This is a genomic window from Streptomyces sp. NPDC001480, from assembly GCF_042894725.1.
Taxonomy (GTDB): domain Bacteria; phylum Actinomycetota; class Actinomycetes; order Streptomycetales; family Streptomycetaceae; genus Streptomyces.
This window is the reverse complement of record NZ_JBIAVX010000021.1, coordinates 22,541-48,323: the sequence shown is the minus strand read 5'-3', so window position 1 is coordinate 48,323 and position 25,783 is coordinate 22,541. Positions and strand designations below refer to the sequence as shown.

Annotated in this window: 11 protein-coding genes and 2 pseudogenes; 8 read left to right on the top strand and 5 right to left on the bottom strand. The window is 72.0% G+C overall.

All coding sequences use genetic code 11. The features are described 5' to 3' along the window. Positions 1–541: 541 nt before the first annotated feature. Positions 542–1,270, bottom strand: coding sequence for a winged helix-turn-helix transcriptional regulator (locus ACFY01_RS38735; protein WP_390740480.1), 729 nt, complete (start codon positions 1,268–1,270; stop codon positions 542–544). A gap of 325 nt (positions 1,271–1,595) precedes the next feature. On the opposite strand from ACFY01_RS38735, the gene ACFY01_RS38730 reads away from it, so the two are divergent. Next, positions 1,596–2,243: an RICIN domain-containing protein gene (locus tag ACFY01_RS38730; protein WP_390740479.1), complete on the top strand. Its 648-nt coding sequence runs from the start codon at positions 1,596–1,598 to the stop codon at positions 2,241–2,243. A 67-nt stretch (positions 2,244–2,310) separates the two neighbouring features. Beyond that, positions 2,311–2,922 carry a DUF5317 family protein gene (locus tag ACFY01_RS38725; protein WP_390740478.1) on the top strand — a complete coding sequence of 204 codons (612 nt, stop codon included), beginning with the start codon at positions 2,311–2,313 and terminating at the stop codon, positions 2,920–2,922. A gap of 282 nt (positions 2,923–3,204) precedes the next feature. On the opposite strand, the gene ACFY01_RS38720 is transcribed toward ACFY01_RS38725, so the two are convergent. Beyond that, entirely contained in the window at positions 3,205–3,873 is a 669-nt protein-coding gene (locus ACFY01_RS38720) for a recombinase family protein (protein WP_390740477.1), read from the bottom strand. A gap of 300 nt (positions 3,874–4,173) precedes the next feature. Here ACFY01_RS38720 and ACFY01_RS38715 point away from each other — a divergent pair, with 300 nt between their 5' ends. The 3 genes from ACFY01_RS38715 to ACFY01_RS38705 are packed head-to-tail and all read left to right on the top strand — an operon-like array spanning position 4,174 to position 6,478. Further along, positions 4,174–4,932, top strand: a complete 759-nt coding sequence (locus ACFY01_RS38715; protein WP_390740476.1) for a hypothetical protein — start codon at positions 4,174–4,176, stop codon at positions 4,930–4,932. Next, positions 4,929–5,273 (top strand): transcriptional regulator, encoded by a 345-nt coding sequence (locus tag ACFY01_RS38710; RefSeq protein ID WP_361986557.1) that lies wholly within the window; start codon positions 4,929–4,931, stop codon positions 5,271–5,273. The genes ACFY01_RS38715 and ACFY01_RS38710 overlap by 4 nt, the downstream gene beginning before the upstream one ends. A gap of 44 nt (positions 5,274–5,317) precedes the next feature. Beyond that, entirely contained in the window at positions 5,318–6,478 is a 1,161-nt protein-coding gene (locus ACFY01_RS38705) for an alpha/beta hydrolase family protein (RefSeq protein WP_390740475.1), read from the top strand. A 121-nt stretch (positions 6,479–6,599) separates the two neighbouring features. On the opposite strand, the gene ACFY01_RS38700 is transcribed toward ACFY01_RS38705, so the two are convergent. Next, entirely contained in the window at positions 6,600–7,346 is a 747-nt protein-coding gene (locus ACFY01_RS38700) for a Tn3 family transposase (RefSeq protein WP_390740474.1), read from the bottom strand. A gap of 863 nt (positions 7,347–8,209) precedes the next feature. Here ACFY01_RS38700 and ACFY01_RS38695 point away from each other — a divergent pair. Further along, a pseudogene (locus tag ACFY01_RS38695) lies at positions 8,210–8,329 on the top strand (IS630 family transposase); the annotation flags it as partial. Here the strand turns inward: ACFY01_RS38695 and ACFY01_RS38690 are convergent. Together ACFY01_RS38690 and ACFY01_RS38685 are read right to left on the bottom strand one after the other, a co-directional pair. After that, positions 8,294–8,800 (bottom strand): annotated as a pseudogene (locus ACFY01_RS38690) (cytidylyltransferase domain-containing protein). The pseudogenes ACFY01_RS38695 and ACFY01_RS38690 overlap by 36 nt on opposite strands. A gap of 132 nt (positions 8,801–8,932) precedes the next feature. Further along, positions 8,933–9,526, bottom strand: coding sequence for an NUDIX domain-containing protein (locus tag ACFY01_RS38685; protein WP_390740473.1), 594 nt, complete (start codon positions 9,524–9,526; stop codon positions 8,933–8,935). 531 nt (positions 9,527–10,057) lie between these two features. Here ACFY01_RS38685 and ACFY01_RS38680 point away from each other — a divergent pair. Continuing rightward, positions 10,058–11,785 (top strand): fatty acyl-AMP ligase, encoded by a 1,728-nt coding sequence (locus tag ACFY01_RS38680; RefSeq protein ID WP_390740472.1) that lies wholly within the window; start codon positions 10,058–10,060, stop codon positions 11,783–11,785. Between the two features lie 178 nt (positions 11,786–11,963). Then, positions 11,964–25,700 (top strand): SDR family NAD(P)-dependent oxidoreductase, encoded by a 13,737-nt coding sequence (locus ACFY01_RS38675; protein WP_390740471.1) that lies wholly within the window; start codon positions 11,964–11,966, stop codon positions 25,698–25,700. Positions 25,701–25,783 lie beyond the last annotated feature (83 nt).

Below are 25,783 nucleotides of genomic sequence, written 5' to 3'. Positions count from 1 at the left end.
TGGCCAAACGTCGATGAGGCGAACAGGACGGTCGCCAAACTTCGCCGCCCTCGAGGACCCTGGCGCCTTCGCTGGATGCGGCGCAGCATTTGCATGGGCCCGCATAGCACAAGGCTGCTGCACGGATAGCAGGCCGGCCCTAGCCGGTGCCTGCTGCGCGTCAGTCAGCAGGGCCATGGGCCCGCCCCGGCGGCTGCATGACACCGCAGTTCTGCGATGTCCCAGGCGAGATCCATGCACGGCTGCTGCATACAGCGCCGTCGATCAGGCTTTGGCGACGTGGTACCGGCCGGGCAGGGTCCGCCGTCCCAGGCAGCCACGGCACTCCATCAGGTGCAGCACAGCCCCCCTCCTGCCGCCCCAGAAAGCTGCGCGGGGAACCCTTGCCCCCGAAGGTGTTGCAGCTGCCGCAGAGAGGCCCGCGCAAAAAGGGCCAAACCGGTGGCCTCTCCGTGCAGACTTCCGGCTCGGGGCTCCCTGTGTCGACTTTGAACAGCTGGTGCGTCACTGTCCTGTCCGAGCTCGCCACGGAGCGTTCTGATCAGGGTCTGGTCGGTGTTTCTATCTGCGTCAGGTGGTAACCGAGGGCAGTTGCGACGTGCTCAACGCTCTGCGCCGTCCGCAGGGTCTGAATCAGGCCGGCACGCCGCAGGACCGCGGCGTGCCGACTGGCAGTGGCGTTTGATATGCCGAGCATGGAGGCCAGTTGCCGCCCGGTGATTCCTCCGGACATGACGATGCTCTCAAGTGCCTGCGCTCTGCTGGTGCCCAGGAGCGGTCGCAGGGCTGCCCGCTGGCCAGGTCCGATGCGCGGCGCTGGTCCTGCGGGGATCCGGACGGTCAGCTGATCGCTGGAGGGTTCGGCCAAGGTGACCTGTCGGCTGAGGGCTACCGCCTGGATCTGCAGGGACCGCTGGCCGAGTTCAAGGTCCGCGTCGAAGGCCGTCGCTAGTTCCAGGACGCCGTGACGGAACCTGATTCCGTGTCCGAGTTGCTGGAGCATTGCCGAGGCGCCACTGCCGACGTAGATCTGGGAGAGGCCAACGGCCCGGGCTGCGACCGCGGATCGGATGCCCGAGCGGTATGGCTCAATGGCGGTGCTGCGAAGGTGGGCGACGGCGTTGGCGAGGACGCTGCGGGCCCGTTCCTCGCCCTCAGCGAGGGCCTTGGTGAAGGGCGTGGGACTGCGGCGGGCGAATAAGTGGGAGAGGTACAGGCGGCTGACACCGTCAGCGAGGTCCGGCGAAATGCTGCGTGTGTAGAGCTGCACCAGCGGGTCCCGAGGCTGCCCACTGCGGGCGTAGGCCTTGCCGGCTGCTGTCAGTTCGGCGTCGTAGTCCGGGCGGGCGCAGACACTGACGCTGCCTAAGCCTGCGGACCCGAGATGAATCCGTATCAAGGTTGGCCCCCTGTGCACTTGACGTCCCCATCAGGGCTTTTGCGCGTGCAGACGAAAGCTACCCGTGGCCGAGTGCAACCGAAACGATGCGTACACACCACGGCGCGACGCAGGCCGACGCGACCTCGCCCTGCTTGCGGCTTCTCAGCGTCGCGGTGCCCAGAGCCAGATCCTCAGCCACAGACAAGGACGAACCATGAAACCCATTGGACGGTTCGTCGGCACGCTCAGCGCCGGCGTCACCCTGTTCGCGCTCGCGTTCGCCGCCGTCCCCGCTCAGGCGGACCCCGTAAGCCCGGCGGCCCTCGGCGCCACGCCGGTGCGGATCGCGTCCCCCGCCGGGGCGACCACGCTGCCCCGGGCTGCGCAACGCGTCGCGCCCGCGGCTACTGCCTACGGGCCCTACCTCGTCAAGAACGTCGTCACCGGCAAATGCATCGACATTCCCGGCTACGGTGCTGGGACGGTCAACGGGCCGGTCAACGAGTACACGTGCAACGGGACGTCCGGCGACAACCAACTGTTCTACTGGGACTATGTCGGTAACAGCTCCAACGGCTACGCGCTCTACAACCTCCGCAACGTCAAGGACAACCTGTGCCTCGACGTGCCGAACTACGGCAGTGTGAACGCCGGCACCAAGGTCAGCGAGTTCTACTGCAACCAGACGACCGGCGACAACCAGCTCTATGCTCAAGTCAATCGCGGCGACGGCTTCTGGCTGGTCAACCTTGCCAGCGGCCTGTGCCTCGACGTCGACGGCGTACGCACCGGCGGCGACAACGCCCGGCTCACGCTGTATTACTGCAGCGACAACGACGACCACCACTGGACGATCCCGTAAGCGGACATCTTCGGCCTCCGAGGCAGGGGATGAGCATGGGGAGGCGCGTCGCCTGCGCGGTGAAGCCATGGGCGCCACCGCGCTGATCCTGTTCGGCGGACCGGTTGTCATCGGAACGGCTGCGGGGTATCTCAGCGGTGGCCGGCTGAGCAGGCTGCCGGACGTGCGGCTGCGATGGCTGTGGCTGCTGTGGCTCGCGGCCGCCGTACAGGTCACGCAGTTGGCTACCGCCGGCCTTCCCAGCGCTGCCGGACGCCATCTCAGGGCACCACTGATTGCGTTGGCCTTCGCCCTCGCCCTCCTCTGGCTGGGCGTCAACGCTCAAGGCCAGACCAGGCTGTTCAAGACGGGCGTGGGACTGGCACTCACGGGCGCCGTTCTCAACGCACTGCCGATCGCCGTCAACGGCCGGATGCCCTACAACCCCTCCTCGGCGGCCGTCGCCCGGCTGCGTACCGGATCCCAGACCGCCAAAAACGTGCCAGCCACTCGCAACACCCGTCTGCTCGCCCTGGGAGACACCATCCCCGTTCCACCTCTGCACGCCGTCGTCAGTATCGGCGACGTGCTCCTGGCAATCGCCGCGGCCCTGCTCGTCGCAACTGCCATGCACCACCCACTCAACGCGGCTCGAGAAGGGAACCAGCCATGTCCCACACCCTCACCTGGCAGCGCCTGACGCTGACCGCGTTCACCCTGGCCTCGGTCGCCGTCCTCCTCTACACCCTCGGCGCCCCCGACGTGACCGGCGGCTGACCAGTCGGCTTGCTGCACGCCCAGGCTCCACCCTCGTCCGAACATCGCACCCCGACACTGCCGCCCTTGGGAGTGTCTGAACAGACCGAGCCCCACCCCGCCATGAATGAGGGGTGGGGCCATGGCTGTTGGGTTCCATAAGGATCGCTCCGAAACGCTATGGGCTGGCCCTCGGGGAGGATCGGAACGGCCAGTAGCAGGAGCGTCATCTGCCAGTGAGCTGGTTCGGAACGCGGCCGGAGGCGCGGAGCTCCTGCAGGTCCGGGATGTGGTTGTAGAGGGTGCCGGGGCTGACCCCGAGGAGCTTGGCGATCGAGGTAATCGAGTTCTCGGGGTTGGGCAGCATGTCGCGGGCGGCGCGGATGATCTCGGGGGTGGCCACGGTAGGCCGACCGCCGACCCGGCCGCGGGCGCGTGCGGCGTCCAAGCCCTCGCGGGTGCCGGAAACGATCAGCTCGCGGATGAACTCGGCGAGCGCGGCGAAGACGTGGAAGACGAGCCGGCCGCCGGGGGTGGTGGTGTCCAGGCGCTCGTGCAGCGAGCAGAACCCGATCTCCCGGCGGCGCAGTTCACCGACCATGTTCACCAAGTCCTTTAGGGAGCGGCCGTAGCGGTCGAGCGCGGGGACCACCAAGGTGTCGCCGGCGGCGAGGAAGGCGTGGCAGGCCTTGAGCTCGGGCCGGAGGTCGTCCTTGCCGGACTTCTTGTCGGCGAAGATGCGTCGGCACCCGGCGGCGGTGAGTGCGTCGATCTGGCGGTCGAGCTTTTGCTCGCCGGTGGAGACCCGGGCGTAGCCGATGAGGATCTCGGTGCGGTGGGCGGGTTCGGCGACCAGGAGGTCGAAGACGTCGGGCTCGGAGGGGGTGCTGGTCACGCCCGGGATTCTGTCAGAAAACGGTGTGCCGGAGTTCTTGAACAAGCCTGGTTTTTGAAGGAGTTTTTGAAGGCCATGAGAGGCCGTCGGGCGGTCCGGCTGCTGGTCTTCAACAAACGGTTTGTTGAAGCCTTTGTTCTATCGGCGCGCGCCTGAAGGTGTTGGGGCGAGGACTTGATGGCCCCTGGGCATCAACGCAAGCCAGCGGGGTCGACCCCGGGCCACCGGGTTTCCCGGATCTGATCTTGGAGCGCACACAGGTTTCTTGCCATAACTGATTTGTGATGCAAAGCTGACTGGGTGACAGACGCTTCGATGCCCTCGCAAGGCACGCCTCACGAAGTCCTCGCCGGTCTCGGTGAATTGACCCGCAAGGTCCGAGCTGCTCAGCGCGGCACCTGGTTTCCTCTCCTGCTGCTCGGCGCGCTCACGCTGGGCGGCATCCTGGTCAACCGCTTCACCTTCCACGTCGAGACCGTTCCCTGCCCGGCAACCGCCCCCGCCGCAGGCATGGGCTGCACCGTGGGGGTGAAGCAGGGTTCGCCGTACTACTGGGACCTCGGGCTCGCCCTCGCCTACGTCGCGACGGCGTTCTTCTACATCCGCCGCTCCCGCGACCGGGGTGTCGGCACCCCGGTCCGGCCGTACATTCTCACCGGGGTAGCCCTGCTTGGCCTGGTGGCCGCCACCACGTTCTGGGCCACCCGTCACGGGCTCCCGCAGCCCGGCGACCCGATCGACTTCTGGGGCCTGCACCTCGACCCCACTTCCGAGGCGACGGGGTTCGTCGGAATGCTCGTCGGTAACGTCACGGCCGTCGGACTGCCGCTGCTCGTACTGTCCTGGGTGGAGCGCAGCCGTGCCCTGCTGCTGCTCGCCCTGGCGTACCTGGCCCTCTTCCTGGTGCCGTTCCTCACCCGCTTCCAGCTCTTCCAGTTCATCCCCGTCACCTCCCCCTGGTCCGCCGCGCCCCGCCTTGGCCTCCAGGCCGTGCTCCTCCTGCTCGGCGCCCTCGGCTTCGGCCTGGCCGAGCGATCCCGTCGGCGCGACGTCTCATGACCTCCGAGCCCGATCAGCATCCCGTCAACGGCCTGAACGACGTGGTCCACCAGCGCGTCCGTCTCGGCATCCTCACCGTGGCCCACCAGGCACGCCGGGTCGAGTTCGGCTTCCTACGCACGGCACTCGGCCTCACCGCCGGAAATCTCAGCCAGCATCTCGCCGTCCTGGAGAAGGCCGGACTGGTCGAGATCGAGAAGGGCTACGAGGGCAAGCGCGCCCGCACCTGGCTCTCCCTCACCCCCGCGGGCGAGCGCGCGCTGCGCGACGAAGTCACCCAGCTCAAGCGACTCATCCAGCAGATCGAGACACCGGCCAAGAACCCCGGGGAGGACATGTGACCACCACACCGGCCAGCCCGAGAACGGACCTGACGCGCCGGCGCATGCTCACAGCCGCGCTGGCCGCCAGCGTCGGCGCCGCCGTACCGATCAGCGCAGCGCGCCAGGCATGGGCGGCTTCGACCGCCACCGGCCCGGTACAGCTCACACTGCCCGCCCCCACCGGGCCGCACCCGGTGGGCACGGTGCCGCTCCACCTCGTCGACACCTCGCGTCCGGATCCTGTGGCCGGCCCGGGACATCACCGCGAGTTGATGGCCAGCGTCTGGTACCCCGCTTGCAAGACGAGGGACCTGCCGCGTGCGCCCTGGATGACCCAGGGTGCGCTGCGGGCATTTCTGGCGGACGCCGGCTTCCCCCTCGATCCCGCCCTCGGCCCACTCACGGCCGCACAGGTGGGCGCACCCGTGCACCAAACGGGCCATCGCCTGCCCGTCCTCGTGTACTCGCACGGCGCGGGCAGCCATCGCGGCGACCACACCATCATGGTTCAGGAACTCGCCAGCCACGGCTACGCCGTGGTCACCGTCGACCACACGTACGACACGTTCAGCGAGTTCCCCGACGGCCGGCTCACCGTTCCGGCAGAGGTCCCGCCGTTCCTGGGGCCCCGGGACTTCGCCACGGACATCCGGTTCGTGCTCGACGTCGTCGAGGGCCTAGCCGCCGGGCACAACCCCGACGTCGACGGCAGGCCACTGGCCCAGGGACTGCTCGGCGCCCTCGACCCGCAGCGCATCGGCGCGTTCGGCTGGTCGAAGGGTGGCACCGCCACCGCGCTCACTATGCTCGCCGACCAGCGCGTTGGCGCCGGGCTCAGTATCGACGGTCCGATGCAGCCGACCATCACCACCGACCTGGACCGGCCGTTCATGATGATGACCGCTTCGTTCACCAGGGCCGCCATGCCGGACGTCGCCGAGTTCTGGACACACCTTCGCGGCTGGCGCCTGAACATCAAGGCCGACGGGGCCATCCACAAGACGTACGGCGACGACGCGACACTGATCCCGCAAGCGGGCAAGGTCCTCGGCATGACCAACCAGCAGATCCAGGACATGATCGGCGCCCTCGATCCGGACCGGGCGGTCCCGATCCAGCAGGCTTACCCGCTCGCGTTCTTCGACCTACACCTGCGACACCGCCGGGGACATCTGCTCGACGGCCCGAGCGCGGCCTTCCCAGAGGTGAAGTTCATCCCATGAGAAGCATCGGACCGCGCAATGCGCGGTCCGACCAAGACCGCCAGGAATGCCGTTGACATCCGGGCACGGCCTTCGCAAGGCCGGCTATCCGCGCAGCCCTTCCATCGCGCGATCGGCGCTCCTACCGCTCGCCGTCGTCCTCCCCGCCGGTCGAGGGTTCACGTAGCGGCCTGCGGCCGGCCTCCTGCGGGCGGAAAAACGCGTAGCGGCCGAGGAAGTTGATGTGGTCGAACTGCAGCGGTGACAGGCGAGCCAGCAGGTCGTCGGTGACGGGGAAGCCGTCAGCGGCGAGCTGCTTGGCCGCCCGATCCAGGTAGAGGCTGTTCCACAACACCACCGCATTCAGGGCCAAGCCAAGGGCACCGAGCTGGTCCTCCATACCCTCGCGGTAGTTCTGCCGCAGTTCGCCGCGCTGACCGAAGAAGATCCGCCGTGCCAGGTGGTGGTGGGCCTCGGTGATATTCAGCTGCTTGCCGATCATGCGGCGGTAGCCGTCGTCGGAGATGAACTGCAGCAGGTGCAGGGTCTTGAAGATCCGGCCGTAGTGGGCGAAGGCGTCGCCCAGGCCGGTCGGGCGCCCGTCCCGCGACAGCATGCGGATCAGGTCATGGCCGCGGACCTCACCGAGGGTCAGGGAGCCAGCCACCCGCAGCATGTCGCCCCAATGCGCCCGGACCCGGTCCAGACGCACCGTGTGCCGGGAGACCTCCTGCAGCGGCCCGTAGTCCGCGCTTGCGTGGGTGCGCCACAGGCGGGCGTCAGAGATGTCGGCGATCCGCGGCGAGAACTGGTAACCGCAGATCGCGATCTCGTCCACCAGCTTGTCCTCGACCCACTCGACAGCCGAGGCGTTCTCGTTGTCCGTCATGCCATGTCCGTCCCAGCTGACCAGGGCCCGAGCCTGGGCTCCGGCCAGCCTGTCATATCACGGACTTACACGATCTTTCAGACACGCTCGGGCTGAGCTGGGCCGCTGCCACCTCACGTTGACGAGTGCGGGCCGGTCGGTCATGCACGGCTGGTGGGAGGCCTGGTCGACGGCAGAGCGGATGTTCTGACAGGCGGGATGCACTGCGTGGCCCTGGCAGCGATGGCTGCGCATCGCCCGCCGCCACCGGGTCCCGGCTGCGCAATCATCGACGCGTTCGCGCAGCGGCTGCGCAACGCTGTGACCTGCTGTGGTCGGGCCTGTGGTCGGGGTCCCGGGTCTCATGGTTGGGCTCGTGGTCGGGCGGTGCGCATCGCCGTACAGGGCGTGTGGTGGTGCGCAATCGCTGCGCGGTAGCCGCTGCGCAGCGATTGCGCAGGGTGTCTACGGGTGTCGGGTCTGGCTCCAGGGGACGTGCTGGTCGGGGTCGTGGACGGGCCGCCACACGGGTGCGGAGGGGCCGTTGCGGAGCAAGTCGACCAGGGGCACTGCCAGGACGGGGACGTGGCGCAGGAACCCGGACAGTGCCGGTTCCGAGGCGGCCGCCCGTAGGGCGCGGATGCGTGTCTCGATGCCTGCAGGGCCGGTGGCGTCCAGGACGAACAGCAGGCGCGGGAACAGGGGGTAGCGGCTTCTCCAGTCTTCTTCTGGGAGCTGCTGCCCGGCGGCCGGCCGTGGGCGTCGCCGAGATCAAGAACGACCTAACGGAGTCCTACTAGTGCTGTGACCGGGAAGGTTCGTCGGGTTGGTGGTCATGGCGGTTGGATGTGGGGGTGACGTCCGTCCGACCGCTTGGGGGTGTGGTGGCTGAGCCTGTCCGTGTGCGCAGGTTGACCGATCAGGAGGGGCAGAAGCTGCAGCAGATAGTGCGCCGGGGCAGCACCAGTTCAGTGCGGTACCGGCGCGCGATGATGCTGCTGGCCGACGACCTTGACGACGTTGTGGTGCAGGACGGCACCGGCGTCGTCCAGCTCCGTGTACGCGTTCACTGCCAGGGTTCCGGGTGCCAGGTGCTCCATGGCTTGGGAGACAGCGTCGATCGCGGTGGGGGAGATGAACGGCTCGTCGCCCTGGACGTTGATGTACGCGTCTGAAGGCAGGCGTTCTGCGCACTCCGCGACGCGGTCCGTGCCGGTGAGGTGCTCTCCGGTCCGCATGCACTCGATGCCCAGGCGGTGACACGCCTCCTAGATGCGTTCGTCATCGGTGGCGACCACCACCCCGTCGAGGCACTTTGCCTCCAGGCATCGCTGGTGGACATGCCACAGCAGGGGTTTGTCCCCGAGCTGCGCAAGGGGCTTTCCTGGAAATCGGGAGGCTCCCCAGCGGCAAGGGATGACCGCTATGCGGTGGCGGCGCGCGGTGCTCGGCGGTGCGGCGGTGGTGGCTGCCACGGCGTACTCCCGTCGGTGAGTGTCAGGAATGAGTGGGGCCGGGGAGGAGGGCCAGCTTGGCGTGGACGGTCGGCGAGGCGGAGTCCTCGAAGGACCGCCACTCGTAGCCGCTGACCTCTTCGGTTTGGAGCTTCACGGTGTGTTCGGCCCGCAGGAGGAAGGCCCAGCGGAAGTCCACGTGCTGGTGCGCCGGCTCGCCCTCGCGGGGTTGGCGACGATGTCGTGTACGTCGATGTCCAGCGGCACGGTCTCGAAGCCGGGGAGCGGGACGACGGCGTCGCGAGGAATGCCGGCCTCCTCGCCCAGTTCACGAAGGGCGGCACCGGAAAGGTCTTTGTCGCCTGGCTCGTTGTGGCCGCCGGGCGCGAGGGCCTTGCCCGTGGCGTTGTGCTGAATGTGGAGCACCTGGTCGTTGCTGTCGATGACGATGGCGCTGCAGGTGACGTGCGTGGGAAAGGTCTTGCGGCTGGTCGGATCGTCCTCGCCGGTAAGGACGACGAAGAGCGCAGCCAGGGCCTCCCACTCGGACGGGTGGCGGGTGAGGTACGCCTCAACGGTGGCGCGGATGTGGTCGGGGGAAGGCGGCATGGGATCACCTGTCGAGTAGTCGAACCAGATCCTGGCGATGGCCTGGCGGTGGGGTGCGGGCATGTGGTGGAGACCGGACGTGAAGCGGCCGTGGCTGAGGGCCGCGGGGGAGTCGTGGGAGAAATTGGGAGTTAGCACGCAAGCCGGGTACGGTCGAGAGCGGGTTGCACGAAGGGCGCCTGACGGGTGAAAACCCAGGTCAGGCGCCTTTTTTCATGTGTCTAGAAGAAGCCCAGCCTCTTCGGCGAGTACGACACCAGCAGGTTCTTCGTCTGGTGGTGGTACAGCCCTTGTATGCCCCTGGCCAGTACTGCGGGAAGTGTCCCGGGGCCCAGCCATCGGCCAGTGGGCGGCTCCGACTGTCGGGCGGGCGCCGGGACATGGACGGGTGAGTCGGCCCGGCGGCACCGGCGGACAGTCAACTCCTTTTGGACACGCAGCGTTTACATGCGTTCGACCCGTCGACCGGCGGGACTTGTTATGGTGTTACTCATTGGTAGCAAGCTGAGTGGGGGCACGGGGAGACCTGTGGCCATCTCGCCGCCGGGCGAGTGGCGAGACGGATGACCTGGCAAGGGGGCCGGGTCAACGGCTTCTGCGCGTGGGCATCACGCGGCCATCGAACTCCAGTTCCCTCACCCGCTGACCCGGACAGGTGGGACTGGACACATGGCTCGTTCCCTGGTCGAATTACTGACCGAAGACGCCCAGCAACAGCCCGACCGTACCGCCTACCGGTACCTCGTCACGGGCGACTGCGACGGGGACACCCAGGAGATCTCCTACGGACAGCTGGCCCACCGCTCCCGGGCCGTCGCCGCCTGGCTTCAGGACCGCGGCCTGGCCGGCTCGCGCGCCCTGCTGCTTTATCCGCCCGGCCTGGAGTTCGTCTCCGCCTTTCTCGGCTGCCTCTCCGCAGGAGTGGTCGCCGTGCCGGGCGTACCCCCGCAGGGCCGGTCGCAGAACCACCGCGCTCTCATCCGGATGAAGCGTCTGCTGGCCGACTCCGACGCCAAGGTGATCCTCGGCGGCCGCGAAGTCATCCGCGCCGTGCGCACACGGACCGAGCACCTGCCCGAACTGGACACGGTCCCCAGCGTCGCCACGGAGGACATTCCCGACGACGCGGCCGGCTCCTGGCACGCCCCCGACCTCACCGCCGACTCGGTGGCCTTCCTCCAGTACACCTCCGGCTCCACCTCCGCCCCGCGCGGTGTGGTGGTCACCCACGGCAACCTGCTGGACAACGAGCGGATCATCACCGAGCGGATGGGGCACACCCCGGACGCCCTCGCGGAACACGACCGGGAACTGATCCTCAGCTGGCTCCCCGTCTACCACGACATGGGCCTCATGGGCCCGGTGCTGAACACGCTGTACCTGGGCGCCACGGCCACGCTCTTCTCGCCGCTGCACTTCCTGCAGAGCCCCGATCGCTGGCTGACCGCGATCAGCCGTTACCGGCCGCACACCAGCGGCGGCCCCAACTTCGCCTACGAGCTGTGCCTGAAGCACGCCACCGCCGACCTGGTCGACAGCCTCGACCTGAGCGCGTGGAAGGTCGCCTTCAACGGCGCCGAACCGGTGCGCGCGGCCACGCTGCGACGGTTCACCGAGACCTTCCGCGCGGCCGGCTTCCGCCAACAGGCGTTCTACCCCTGCTACGGCCTGGCCGAGGCCACCTTGATGGTCACCGGCGGTGCGGTGGACGCCCCGCCCACCCTGCTGGAGGCAGCCGAGACCGGCCCGCACGCCGGCGAGGCGGACGCGGCCGCCGTGGGCTGCGGCCGGCCCGGGACCGGGATCACCGTGGTGATCGCCGACCCTGAGCGGCAGGAGGAACTGCCCCAGGGCGAGGTCGGCGAGATATGGGTCGCCGGCGCGAGCGTGGCCAAGGGCTACTGGCGCAACGCCCTGGCCACCCGCGAGACCTTCCGCGCCACCCTGACCGGCCGCGAGGGCCGCTTCCTGCGCACGGGCGACCTCGGCTTCCTGCGGGACGGCGAACTGTTCGTCACCGGCCGCCTGAAGGACCTCGTCGTCATCGACGGGCGCAACCACTACCCGCAGGACCTGGAGCTGTCCGCGGAGTTGTCCCACCCGGCACTGCGGCCCGGCTGCACCGCCGCGTTCTCCGTGGACGCCGGCGGTCCGGAGGGCGAACAGGTCGTCGTGGTGGCCGAGGCGGCACCGGAGGCGGCCGGCGAGGCCGAGAAGATAACCGACTTGGTGCGCAGCGCGATCGGCGAGGCCCATGGCCTGTCGGTGCGGGACGTGCTGCTGGTCCACCCCGGCACCATCCCGAAGACGTCCAGCGGGAAGATCCAGCGCCGCGCCTCCCGGGCGGCCTACCTCGACGGCACCCTCGCCTTGGTCGACGTGCCCGTCACGGGATGACCCCACCGCGGCCGGCGCGCGCCCGCGCCGGCCGCACCTCCGCCCTCCGCGGCCGTTCACCCGTCGACTTCACCCGTCGACTTCAGCCGTCCGTCACCCCGATGTCAGCCGTACGCCGCTGCCGCACGCGGTCGTGCGGAATCCGCCCGCACCACCGTTGCTGAGGACACCTGCCCAGATGCCTGCGAACGAGCCCCGGAAGCAGTCCACCATCACGCCCCTCACCACCGCCGAGGACGTACGGGCCTGGCTGGGGTCGGCTGTCGCCGAGGCCGCCGGACTCGACCCGCTGGCCGTCGACCCGAACCGACCGATCGCGGAATTCGGGCTGGGATCACGCCAGTTGGTGACGCTGGCCGCCGAACTCTCCGCACGGACCGGCCGACCACTGGAGCCGTCGCTCGTCTTCGACCACCCCACGATCGCCGCGCTGGCCGACGCGGTCCTCGGCGAGCCGCCCGCCCCGGCGGCCGGACCGGCCTGTGCCGAGGCTCCGCCGCGGGCGGCGGACGTCGACATCGCCATCGTCTCCATGGCCTGCCGCTTCCCCGGCGGCGCCGACGACCCCGAAGGGCTGTGGCGGCTGCTCGCCGCCGGCGAGGACGCCATCTCCGAGGCACCGGCGGACCGTTGGGACACCCAGAGCCTCTACGACCCCGACCCCGAGGCCACCGGCAAGGCGTACACGCTGCGCGGCGGCTTCCTCGACGGCATCGACCGCTTCGACGCCGCCTTCTTCGGGATCTCGCCCCGCGAGGCCGACGCCATGGACCCGCAGCAGCGGTTGCTGCTGCAGAGCAGCTGGGAGGCGATCGAGCAGGCCGGGATCGTCCCCGAGACCCTGCACGGCAGCTCCACGGGCGTCTACATCGGCCTGTACGACAGCGGATACCTCGCCTCCGCCTCGCTGGCCCAGCTCGACGGGCACGTCGGCACGGGCTCGGCGACCAGCGTGGCCTCCGGGCGCATCGCCTACACCCTCGGTCTGCAGGGCCCCGCGGTCACCGTCGACACCGCCTGCTCCTCCTCCCTCGTCGCCCTGCACCTGGCGGCCCGCGCGCTGGCGGCAGGGGAGTGCGACCTCGCCCTGGCGGGCGGCGCGAGCCTGCTGGTGACCCCGCGGGCACACGTGGAGTTCAGCAGGCTGCGCGGGCTGTCGCCGTCCGGGCGGTGCAGCCCCTTCTCGGCCGACGCGGACGGCGTGGTGTGGGCCGAGGGCTGCGGCGTGGTGCTGCTCAAGCGGCTGGCCGACGCCCGCCGCGACGGCGACCGGGTGCTCGCCGTCGTCAAGGGCTCGGCCGTCAACCAGGACGGCCGCAGCCAGGGGCTGAGCGCCCCCAACGGCCCGGCGCAGGAACAGGTGCTGCGCGCCGCCCTCGACGCCGCCGGACTCGCACCGGACGACGTGGACCACGTCGAGGCGCACGGCACCGGCACCCGGCTCGGCGACCCCATCGAGGGCCGCGCACTGGCCGCCGTCTTCGGACCGGGCCGCCCCGCCGACCGGCCTCTCGGCCTCGGCTCGCTGAAGTCCAACATCGGTCACACCCAGGCCGCCGCGGGCATCGGCGGCGTGATCAAGACGGTGCTCGCCCTCGAGCACGAGCTCATACCGCCGTCCCTGCACGCCGAGACCCTCACGGAGCACATCGACTGGGCGCACAGCGGCCTGGCCGTGCACGGCAGCGCCCGGGCGTGGCCGCGCGGCGGCGACCGCGTGCGGCGGGCCGGGGTGAGCGCGTTCGGCATCAGCGGCACCAACGCGCACGTCGTGCTGGAGGAGGCACCGCAGGACGCCGTCGCACCGGCCGGGGCGGAGGCGGAGCTGCCCGGCCCGACCCTCTTCCCGCTCTCCGCCCGCACGCTCCCCGCGCTCCAGGGCCAGGCCGCTCGCCTTCACGCACACCTCGTTGCCCGGCCGGAGTTGCCCCTGCCCGCCGTGGCCGCGACGCTGGCCCACCACCGCACCCACTTCGAGCACCGTGCCGTCGTCCAGGCGGCCGGCCGGGACGAACTGCTGACCGCGCTGCGTGCCCTCGCGGAGGGCCGGCCCGATCCCGGGCCGACCGCTGGCCCCCGGCGGACGCTGCCCGCGGGCAAGGTGGCCTTCGTCTTCCCCGGCCAGGGCGCCCAGTGGGCCGGCATGGCACGTGACCTGCTCGAACGCGATCCCGTGTTCGCCGACGAACTCGATCGCTGCGACGCCGCCCTGCGACCGTTCACCGTCTGGTCCGCGGTGGCGGTTCTGCGCGGTGAGGCGGGAGCCCCGTCCCTGGACCGCGTGGACGTCGTCCAGCCGGTGCTCTTCGCGGTGATGGTGTCCCTGGCCGCGGTGTGGCGGGCCCGTGGCGTCCGGCCGGACGCCGTGATCGGGCACAGCCAGGGCGAAGTGGCCGCGGCCTGCGTCGCCGGCGCGCTCAGCCTCAACGACGCGGCCGCGGTGGTCGCCCTGCGCAGCCGCGCCCTGACCGAGCTGTCCGGCACCGGCGCCATGGCCGTCGTCGCCCTGCCGCATGCCGAGGTCGTCACCCGCCTCGAGAGTCTCGGCGGCCGGGTCTCGGTCGCCGCCGTGAACAGTGGCCGGGCGACCGTGATCGCCGGTTACGTGGAGCCGCTGGAGGGGCTGCTCGCCGACCTCGACCGGGAACAGGTCTTCGTCCGTCGCCTCGACGTCGACTACGCCTCCCACAGCGCCCGGGTCGAGCCGGTCCGCGCGACGATCCTCGACGAGCTCGACGGCGTGACCACGTACCCCACGTCGGTCGTCTGGTACTCCACCGTCACCGCAGAGCCGGTCACCGAGGAGCTGGAGGCCGACTACTGGTACACCAACCTGCGCGAACCCGTCCGTTTCGGGCCCGCGGTGGAGCGTATGGCGGCCGACGGCTACCGCCACTTCGTCGAACTCGGCACGCATCCGTCCCTGCTCACCGCTCTCCACACGATCGGCGAGGAATCCGGCCACGAACTGGTCGCCGTCGGCTCCCTCCGCCGCGACGAGGACGGGGCCGCCTGCCTGGACCGCGCCGCCGCCGAACTGCACGTCCACGGACGGCCGTTGGACTGGCGGCGCCTGGTCGCCGACACCGTCCGGGCGGACCTGCCGACCTACGCCTGGGACACCTGGCGCCACTGGATTGAACCGGAGTCCGCCTCGATCGGCCCCGGCCTGTTCGACCGCGCCGCGCATCCGTTGCTCGGCGTCCAGTTGCAGTCGGCCGACGAGACCCGCTGGACCTTCCGCAACGAGTGGTCCCCGGCCACCGCCGACTGGCTGTCCGACCACACCGTGTTCGGCCGGACCGTGGTCTCCGGCACGACCCTGCTCGAGCTGTGCCGGGCCGCCCTCGCCGTGGCCCGCCCGGACGACCCGGCCGACGTGACCGACCTGCTGTTGCTCGCACCCCTCGTGCTGCCCGCGTCCGGCACGGTGGAGGTGTCCGTCGAGGTGGTCACCGCCGGCCCGGCGCCGGAGGTCACCGTGCACAGCCGCCCGCGCGGCCAGGAGGCCACCGGCTGGACCCTGCACGCCACCGCCTCGGCGGCCGGGGCGGCCCCGGTGGCGGGGCGGCCGCCGGTGTGGCCTCGGGCGGCGGAGCCCGCCTGGGGCCCGGACACCTACGAGCGGCTGACCGGGCTCGGCCTCGGCTACGGCCCGGCCTTCCAGGGCGTACGAGAAGCGGTGGTGACCGGCGCCGGCGAGCTGCTGGCCCGGCTGTCGCTGCCGTCCGTGGCCCACGACCTGGCCGACCCCTACCCGGTCCACCCGGCGCTGCTGGACGCCGCGCTGCACGTGGCCGCGGCCCTCGAAGGGGGCGCCGCCTCCGACGGCCGGGTGCTCCTTCCGGTCGCCGTGGGCCGCGCCGCGCTGTCGCACGGCGGCGCCGACGACCTCACCGTGTCCCTGCGCCGCACCGGCGCCGCCGGCACGGATCCCACGCTGGACGTGACGCTGTGGGACGCCGACGGCTTCCCCGTGGGCCGACTGGAGGGGGTACGGCTGCGGGCCGCGAGCCCGGCGGATCTCGCTGGCGGTTCGGGCAACGGGCGGCACCTGTACGAGGTGGCCTGGACGGCCGCACCCGAACCGCCCGTCCAGGCACCGACCGGTGACTGGACCGTCGTCGGCGACCCGTCCGACCCCGACGTCGCCGCGGCCCTGCGCGGCCTCGAAGCCGCTGGGATCCAGTGCCGCGACACGGGTGGCGAGGTGCTCCTCCGGTTCTGGCCACAACCGGCCGAGGACGCCGAACCGGCCGCCACCGCACGGGAGACGCCGGAGGCCGCGCTGGCCGAACTGCAGACACTCGCCGCACAGGCGGAGCCACCCGCCCGGACCATCTGGGTGACCCGCGGCGCGGTCGCGGCCGACGAGCGGGACACCGTGCCGGGCCTCGGCCTGTCCACGCTGTGGGGTCTGGCCCGCAGCGCCCGTGCCGAGCATCCGGACCTCGGGCTGACACTGCTCGACCTCGACGACACCGATCCCATGGCTGCCCTGCTCGCCGCCGTCGCGCACCGGGACGAGCCCGAACTCGCCGGGCGCGCGGGCACCTTGCTCGTGCCCCGGCTCGTGCGCGCCCGCACCGCCGACTCACCCCGCGCACGGACACCCGTCGACGGCACCGTACTGATCACCGGAGGCCTCGGCGCCGTCGGACGCCACATCGCCCGGCTCCTCGCCGAACAGGGCGTGCCCCGCCTGCTGCTGACGTCCCGGCGCGGAGCCGACGACCCGCGCACCGCCGAGGTCACCGCGGAACTCACAGCGCTCGGCGCCGCGGTCGAGGTGGCCGCGTGCGACGTCGCCGACGCCGCTGCCCTGGCCGACATCGTCGGTTCCGTCGCCGGCGAACTCCGCGGCGTCGTGCACTGCGCCGGCGTCCTGGACGATGGCGTGGCCGCCGAGCTGACCCCCGAACGCCTCGCGCGGGTGCTCAGCCCCAAGGTGGACGGCGCCGCCCACCTGCACCGGCTCACCGCGAACTCACCGCTCGACCTGTTCCTGCTGGTCTCCTCCGCCGCCGGTGTCGTCGGCAACGCGGGCCAGGCCAACTACGCCGCCGCCAACGCCTTCCTCGACCAACTGGCCCACCACCGCCGCGCCCTGGGGCTGCCCGCGGTGTCGATCTCCTTCGGCGCCTGGGCGGGCGAGGGCCTCGCCGCCGAACACGCCGACCTGGCGCGGATGGCCCGCCTCGGTCACCGCGCCCTGACTCCGGAACAGGGCCGCGACCTCGTCGAACTCGCGCTGCGCCGGGACGCCCCGCACCTGGTCGCCTGGGCGCTTGACCTGTCCCGCCTGCGCGAGACCATGGTCGGCGCGAGCGGCGGTGCGGCCGCGCTGTGGCGCTCCCTGCTGCCCGCGCCCCGCACCGGGCAGGACGGCGCGGACGGCCTGGCGGACCGGCTGGGCCGGCTGCCGGAGGCCGAGCGCGCCGACCGCGTCCTGGCCCTGGTCCGCGAGGAGGCCTCCCGCGCCCTCGGTCTGCGCTCGGCGGAGTCCGTCCGGCCCGACCAGCCGCTGCGCGACCTCGGCATGGACTCGGTGACGGCGGTGGAGCTCCGTAACCGCATCGGTGCCCGCCTCGGCAGCCGCCTCCCGGCCACCCTGCTGTTCGACCACCCCACCCCGGCCCGCCTCGCCGGGCACCTGCTGGCCACCGTGATCGCGACGAGCGGGCCCGCCGCCCGCCGTCCCGCGCCCGCCGCGCCGCACACCCGCACCGCGGCGCACGACGAGCTGGTCGCCCTGGTGGCCATGGCCTGCCGCCTGCCGGGCGGCGTCGGCGACCCGGAGGAGATGTGGCGGCTGGTCGCCGAGGGCCGTGACGCGGTCGGCCCGTTCCCGGCCGGGCGCTGGGACGTCGAGTCGCTGTACGACCCCGACCCGGAGGCGCCGGGCAAGTCGTACGCCCGGGAAGGCGGCTTCCTGGACGACATCGAGTCCTTCGACGCGGGCTTCTTCGGCATCACCCCGAAGGAGGCCGCCGCCATGGACCCGCAGCAGCGGCTGCTGCTGGAGACCGCGTGGGAGGCGCTGGAGCGCGCCGGGATCGTCCCCGCCGAACTGGCGGGCAGCACCACAGGCGTGTACGTCGGCATGTTCGGCAGCGACTACCTGTCGGGCTCCCGGCTCGACCAGCTGGACGGGTACGTCGGCACCGGGTCGGCGCTCAGCGTGGCCTCGGGCCGGCTGGCGTACGCGCTCGGCCTGCACGGCCCGGCGCTGACGGTGGACACGGCGTGCTCGTCGTCGCTCGTTGCGGTGCACCTGGCGGCGCAGGCACTGCGGTCGGGCGAGTGCGACCTGGCGCTGGCCGGCGGTGTGACACTCATGGTGACCCCCCAGACCTTCGTGGAGTTCAGCCGGCTGCGGGGCCTGTCCCCGACCGGCCGCTGCCGCTCCTTCTCCGACGACGCCGACGGCGCCGTCTGGGCCGAGGGCGCCGGCATGCTCGTCCTGAAGCGGCTGAGCGACGCGCAGCGGGACGGCGACGAGGTGCTGGCGGTGCTGCGCGGCACGGCCGTCAACCAGGACGGCCGCAGCCAGGGCCTGTCCGCGCCCAACGGCCCGGCGCAGGAACAGGTGATCCGGCGGGCCCTGGAGCTGTCCGGCCTCGAACCCGCCGACATCGACTACGTGGAGGCGCACGGCACGGGCACGACGCTGGGCGACCCGATCGAGGCCAACGCCCTGGCGCAGGTCTTCGGTGCCTCCCGCCCCCGGCACCGCCCGCTGCACCTGGGCTCGCTCAAGTCCAACCTCGGGCACACTCAGGCCGCCTCGGGCATCGCCGGACTGATCAAGGTGGTGCAGTCGCTGCGCCACCAGATGCTGCCGGCCACCCTGCACGCCGGCACACCCAGCCGGCACATCGAGTGGGACGGCAGCGGCCTGCACCTGCTGCAGGAAGCCGTGCCCTGGCCGGCGGCGGGGGAGCGCGTCCGGCGGGCCGGCGTCAGCGCCTTCGGGATCAGCGGGACCAACGCCCATGTGATCGTGGAGGAGGCCCCGCCGTCCGCGCCGGAGCCCGGCCTCGCAGGTGAACCTCTTTCCGGCAAGCGGCTGTTCGTGCTGTCCGGGCGGAGCGAGGCCGCGCTGCGCGGACAGGCCGCACGGCTGGCCCGGCACCTGACCGGTCACACCGCGCTGCCGGACGTCGCCCACACCCTGGCCCGGCACCGCAGCCACTTCCCCTGGCGGGCGGCGGTCACGGCGGGCGACGTGGACGAACTGCGCGCCGAGCTCGATGCGTTGGGCAGCGGACGGGCGCAGCCGGCCACGCCGCGCGAGGAGGAGACGGGCAAGGTGGCCTTCGTCTTCTCCGGGCACGGCGGCCAATGGCCGGGCATGGGCCTGGAGTTGCTGGCCGGCTCGGAGGCGTTCCGCGAGGAGCTGACCCGGATCGACGAGGCGGTCCAGCGGCACGTCGGCTGGTCGGTGCTCAACGCGCTGCGGGCACCGGAGGAGTTCTCCCCGCTCCACCGGACCGAGTGCCTGCAGCCGGTGCTGTTCGCCGTCAACGCGGCGCTGGCCGCCGCATGGCGGCAGCTCGGAGTGGCCCCGGACGCCGTGGTCGGACACAGCCTGGGCGAGATCGCCGCCGCCTACAGCGTGGGCGCCCTCGGTCTGGACGACGCCGTGGCCGTGGTGACCGGGCGGGCCCAGGCCGTCGTCCCGCTGGTCGGGCAGGGCGGCATGGTCGCGGTGGAACTGCCGCGGGCGCAGGTCGAGGAACTGCTCGCCCCCTACGCGGACCGGCTGTTCGTCGCCGCGGCCAACAGCGCGGGCTCCACGGCCGTCTCCGGCGCCGCCGACGCACTGGCAGAGCTGCGCCGCCGGCTCGAGGAGCAGGGGATCACCGTACGACGGCTGTCGACGCCGTTCGCCTCGCACACCCCGCTGATGGAACCTCTGCGCACGGAGTTGCTCGACCGCTTCTCCGGTATCCGGGGCGCACAGGCGTCGACCCCGCTGTACTCGACGGTGCTGGCCGAACCCGTCTCCGGCGACCGGCTGGACGCCGACTACTGGTACGACAACCTCAGGCAGCCCGTCCGTTTCGCCGACACCGTCCGGCGGATGCTGGACGACGGCTACCGCTACTTCGTCGAACTCAGCCCGCACCCCTCTCTGCTGTCCGCCATCGAGGCGGTGGCGGCCGAAGCCGGGATCGACGTGGCCGGCGTCGGCTCGCTGCTCCGTCAGCAGGACGGACCCGACGCCCTGCTCCGCGGAGTCGGCGAGTTGTACGTCGCGGGGCACACCCCCGACTGGCGGGCGCTGTTCCCCCATGGCCGCCGCGTCGATCTTCCGACGTACGCCTTCGCCCGCGAACGCCACTGGCTCACGCCCGCCCCGGCCGCCGCCACGGGCTCCTCACCGGTCCTCGGCACGCACGTCCAGTCCAGCGACGAGCCCGACCGGCATCTCTTCCAGAGCGACATCGACCTGCGGGACAGCCGCTTCGCCTATCTGAACGACCACCGGGTGGACGGCGAGGTCTGGCTGCCCGCCGCTGCCTTCCTCGACATGGTGCTGGAGGCCGCCTCCGCGGTGCAGGACGGGCGCCAAGTCCACGTGAGCGACATCGAGTTCGCGCAGCCGTTGCGGATGGATCCCGAACGGCCCGTACGGGTGCAGCTGGTGCTGCGGCCCGCCCGGGACGGCTTCCGGTCCTTCACCGTCGCCTCCGCTGCCGCCGGTGAGCGGCGCCCGCGGTGGGAGCGTCATGTCAGCGGACGCGTCGCGGTGTCCGGCGAGCAGCCCCCGGCCGACGTGCGACCCGACGGCGTCCGACCCGACGACGTGTGGTTCGACGAGGTGCCGCTCGCCACCATGCGCGAGCGGTGCACGCAGGACGTGGACCTGCCAGCGGTGTACGCCGGGCTGACCGCCCTCGGCATCGACTACGGCCCCGCCTTCCGGGGCCTGGAACAGGGCCGCCGCGGGAACTCGACGGGACTGGGCCGACTGGCCGCCAGGGCCGCCGCAGGTCACCTGCTGCACCCCGCGGTCCTCGACGCCGCGTTCCACACCGCCGCCTTGCCCGGGGACGCGCCCGAGGGCCGGGCGTTCGTGCCCGCCGGGGCGGGACGGCTGCGGTTCACCGGCCTGCGCACCACGCCCGCCTGGGCCGGCTGCGAACTGCGCTCCGTATCCGGCGACATGGCCACCCTGGACCTCAGGATCTGGGACGAGGACGGGCAACTCGTCCTGGAGATGGAGGGGTTCCGGCTGGCCGCGCTCTCGCCGCTGGACGGCGCCCTCCTCGAGACCCGCTGGCACCCGCGCCCGGTGGCGCAGGAACCGCCGGTGAAGGGCTGCTGGCTGATCCTGGCCGACGACACGGGGGTGGCGGACGCGCTCGGCGAGCGGCTCGGCACCTCGGTGCCGCACGTGGTCGCCCGCAGGGGCAGCACCTTCGCCGTCGAGGGACCGGGACGCTACGTCCTCGATCCGGCCGATCCCGACCACCTTTCCCGGCTGCTGGAGGAGGCCTTCGCGGGCGGACAGCCCGAGCAGGTGGTCCAGCTGACCGCCCTCGACGCCCCGGCGATCGGCGACGCCGGATCCGCCGAGCAGGCGGCGCGGCTGTGCTGCCTGACCACCCTGCACCTGGTGCGCGCCCTCGCGTCCCATCCGCAGGGCCGGGCTCCGCGCCTGTTCGTGGTCGTACGCGGCAGCCAGGCCGCCGGTGACAGCACCTCGGTGACCAACCCGCAGCAGGCGCTCGCCTGGGGCTTCGGGCTCACGGTGGCGCAGGAGTACCCGGAGCTGTCGACCACGCTGATCGACCTGCCGCCCACCGACGGCGTCGACGCCCTGTGGACCCAGCTCAGGCACACCGACGACGAACGCCTCGTCGCCCTGCGCGACACCGGCCGCCTGGTGCCGCGCCTGGCCCACACCCGCCCGGACGACGGCGGTCACGGTGAGACCTCCGTGGACGGTGTGCACCTGATCACCGGCGGTCTGGGCGGCCTCGGCCGCGTCGTCGCCGAGCGGCTGGTCCGCCGCGGGGCCCGCCGACTGGCCCTCATGAGCCGGGGCACGCCCGACGCGGAGGCCAGGACCTGGATCACGGGTCTCGAAGCGCGGGGAGTCACCGTCCACTTGGCCCGCGCCGACGTCGCCGACCGGGGGAGTCTCACGGCCGCCCTGGACGCCGTGCGGCACGCCTGCGGCCCGATCGCCACGGTCGTGCACGCGGCCGGTGTGCTCGACGACGCCACGGTGGCGAACCTGACCGACGAACGCGTCCTGCGCGTCCTCGCCCCGAAGGTCCTGGGCACCGCTCTCCTCACCGAGCTGATCCCGGAGGCCCGGAACCTGGTCCTGTTCGCCTCCGCGGCCGGGCTTCTCGGGTCGGCCGGGCAGAGCCCGTACGCGGCGGCGAACGCCTTCCTCGACGCCTGGGCACACCACCTCTCCCGCTCCGACCGCCGGGCGCTGAGCCTGGACTGGGGTGCCTGGGCCGGTGTCGGCATGGTCGCCGGGTCCGGCACCCGGGCCGCCGAGACCAGCCGCTCGGGCCTGGTCGCCTTCTCTCCGCAGGAGGGCGGCGAGCTGTTCGAGCGGGTGCTGGACACCGCCCGCCGCCAGCTCGCGCCGATCGCCCTGGACCGGGACATGCTCACGCTCGTCCCCGACGCCGTGCGCACCCGCCCGATCCTGGGCGACCTGGTCACCGTCCCGCCGGGCACGGCCGCCTCGGACGACCTCGTCAAGAAGGTGTTCGCGGCGACGACCGACCAGGACCGGGCCACCTGGCTGGAGGCGTACGTCCGGGCCCGGGTCGGCGAGGTCTCCGGGGGAGTGGTCGACGTGTCGGCGAGCACGGCCCTGAAAGAACTGGGCCTCGACTCCCTGATGCTGGTGCGCCTGCGCAACGCCTTCGTCCGCGAACTGGGCGTGGAGATCCCGGCCGCTGACGTGTTCGCGGCCTCCGACATCCGCGGCCTCGCCCGGGCCCTGGCCGAGGGCCTTCCGGAGCGGGGCGCGGTGGCGCAGGAGGAGTCCGGCGAACTCGCGGATGAGGTCCCGGAGACCGAACGGCGGCCCGCGACGCGCGACGTCGTACGACTGCTGCGCAGCGCCCGGCCGGACATGCCGGACGCGGCACACGGCATCGGCCTCGCCGTACGGCTGACCGTGCCGACCACCCCGGAGACGCTCGCCGGCATCCTCACCCGACTCGTCGCGCGACACGCGGCCCTGCGCACCGCCATCGTCACCGGGGAGGATGGCGTCCGGCAGCTGCGCGTGGACCGGGAGCCGGCGGAGCAGGTGCTGCGCTTCACGGTCGTCGACGGCCCCCCCGACGCCGCCGAGCGCCTGCGCGCCCTGCTGGAGCCGCCGTTCGACCTGGCGAGGACACCACTGTGGCGGTTCGAGCTGCTGGACGGCGGTGCACACGGCCAGATCCTGGTGTTCGGCGCCCACCACACGGTCAGCGACCTGCAGTCGCTGCTGCTCGTGGCCGGCGAGATCGACGCGGAACTGTCCGGCACCCCACTCGACGCCACCGCCACCAACCGCGACGTCGCCCTGCTGATCGCGGCCCAGCAGGGCGGTGAGGGCGCGGGCGCCGAGTGGCGCGAGCACTTCCACGGCAGCGAACGGCTCGACCTGGAGCTGGCCCGGCCGCGCCCGGCGACCCGGTCGTACCGGGCCGGCAGCGTGACCGTGACGATTCCCGACGGGCTGATGGAACGGGTTACGGCGGCCGCGAGCAGGCTGGCCGTCACTCCCGCCGCCTTCTGCCTCGGCACGCTGACGGTGCTGCTGGCAAGAAAGCGGCAACGGGAGCGGTTCGTGCTCGCCGTGCCCGTGGACACCCGCATCCACGCCGACGCGTACGACGCGGTGGGCTTCTTCGGCGTGCCGGTGCCGTTCCCGGCCGAGGCCCGCGCGGGCGAACGGGTCGCCGAGGCGCTGCACCGCACCGACGCGCGCCTGCAGCACCTCCTGGCCAAGGGCGCCATGTTCTCCGACGTCCTGGCCACCCTGGCCCGGCAGGGCCTGCACCGGGAGAACGCACCGCTCGTCGAGGTCTACTTCAACTACGTACGCTCCTCGCGCCGCCTCGCCCAGCTGGAGGTGCTGCCGGCCGGCACCGGCTACTCGGATCTCGACCTCATGATCACCATGACCCCGGACGCGGCACGCATCCGGCTCGACCACAACCTGGACATCCTGGACGCCGCGACCACCGCCGAGCTGGGCGAGGAGTTCCTGAAGCTGCTCGCGGAGACGGCCGAGAACCCGGCGGTGCCGGCCCGCACCGGCACCCGGGCTCCCGCCGGTATGGCGCCCGCGTCTCGCCGGTCCCTGGCCCTCGCCGCCACCTTCGCCCTCGGCAACCTCCCGCTGATGTGCGCGGCGGCCGTCGAGGACGGGACCGGGGACGGCGCGCCGGCGATCACCGAGGCGCCGTACCACCACGTGCTCGCGAGCCTCCAGGACCCCTCGGGCGTCTTCGCCGACCCCTCGACGGCGGTGGGTGCGGTGTTGCTGCGGGCGGTGGACCTGGAGCGCTTCGGCCCGGTCGACGACGCGCTGCTCGCCGAGCTGCGCGCCGCCTACCCGGCCGCGCTGAAGGCCCTGTCCGAACGCACCGGCAAGCCGCTGATCGTCGGTTTCCTGCCCGCCGCCCGTCAGGAGGACCGCCTGCGGCAGTGGGAGCGCGAGGTCGCCGCCGACCTGGACGGCCTGCCCGGCATCGCCGTGCTCGGCCCCGACGAGTGGACCCGGCGCCATCCCGTCGGGGAACTCTTCGACGAGCGGACCGAGCGGCTGGCCCACCTGCCCTTCACCCCGCCCTTCCAGGCGGCCGTGGCACTGCGGCTCGCCGAGGTCGTGCGCGCTGCGCTGCGCCCCGCGCCCAAGGTGATCGCGGTGGACGGCGACGAGACCGTGTGGGGCGGGGTCGCCGGCGAGATCGGCCCCGAGGCCGTGGACCTGACCGGCCCGCGTGCTCTGTTCGCGCGCAGGCTGCTGCAGTGGCGCGAGGCCGGCGCGTTGCTGGCGCTCGTCAGCAACAACGACGAGGCCACGGTCCGGGCCGTCCTGGACCGCCCGGACAGCCTGCTGAAGGCGGAGCACTTCAGCGTCCAGTCGGCCGCCTGGGAACCGAAGCCGCGCCGCCTGGCCGAGGCCGCACGCACACTCAACCTCGGCCTGGACAGCTTCCTGTTCCTGGACGACAACCCGGCCGAGATCGCCAAGATGCGCTCCGCGCTGCCGCAGGTGCTCTCGGTGACCTGCCCGTCCGCGGACGAACTGGAGGAGTTCCTCGGCCGGTTGTGGCCACTGGTCCCCGCGCCGGCGACCGCCGAGGACGCGCTGCGATCCCGGTTCTACGCACACGAGCGGGAGCGGGAGGCCGTCCGCGAAGCAGCCGGGTTCGAGGAGTTCCTCGCGCAACTTCAGCTGGAGGTCGACATCCGGGCGTTGTCCGAGGCGGACGTGCAGCGGGCCGAGCAACTCGTGCGCCGCACCAACCAGTTCACCCTGCACCACCGGTCGGCCGACGGCGGCGACGTCGCCCGGTGGCGGCAGCGGGGCGAGGTGTGGACGGCGGCGGCCCGGGACCGGTTCGGCGACTACGGCCAGATCGCGCTGCTCGCGCTCTGTGCCGAAGGCGATCAACTGGATGTCCTGGGCTGGCTGATGAGCTGTCGGGCGCTCGGCCGAGGGGTCGAGGAACGCCTGTTGCAGTGGCTGGCCGACCGTGCCGAGGAACTGGGCTGCGCGAAGGTCCGGCTGACGGCGGAGCGCACGGAGCGCAACGTGCCGGCACGGCGACTGGTGGCTGCGCTCGGCGGCGGTGACCAGGACGACGAGCGTCTGGAGGCCGTGGTCGCACCGGACCACCTCAGGGCGTTCCGGTCCTGGGAGCGGAAGTGAGGACGTCGGGAGCAGGTGAGGACTTCACCGGAAGCAAGGACCTGGCCGGAAAGCAACGGAAAAGGACGGGCACATCGTGGAAA

What these genes read in the sequence shown, in the direction of transcription:
- ACFY01_RS38730 (WP_390740479.1), top strand. Translation starts at nt 1,596, where the DNA reads ATGAAACCCATTGGACGGTTCGTCGGCACGCTCAGCGCCGGCGTCACC.
- ACFY01_RS38725 (WP_390740478.1), top strand. Translation starts at nt 2,311, where the DNA reads ATGGGCGCCACCGCGCTGATCCTGTTCGGCGGACCGGTTGTCATCGGA.
- ACFY01_RS38710 (WP_361986557.1), top strand. Translation starts at nt 4,929, where the DNA reads ATGACCTCCGAGCCCGATCAGCATCCCGTCAACGGCCTGAACGACGTG.
- ACFY01_RS38705 (WP_390740475.1), top strand. Translation starts at nt 5,318, where the DNA reads ATGCTCACAGCCGCGCTGGCCGCCAGCGTCGGCGCCGCCGTACCGATC.
- ACFY01_RS38700 (WP_390740474.1), bottom strand. Translation starts at nt 7,346, where the DNA reads ATGACGGACAACGAGAACGCCTCGGCTGTCGAGTGGGTCGAGGACAAG.
- ACFY01_RS38680 (WP_390740472.1), top strand. Translation starts at nt 10,058, where the DNA reads ATGGCTCGTTCCCTGGTCGAATTACTGACCGAAGACGCCCAGCAACAG.
- ACFY01_RS38675 (WP_390740471.1), top strand. Translation starts at nt 11,964, where the DNA reads ATGCCTGCGAACGAGCCCCGGAAGCAGTCCACCATCACGCCCCTCACC.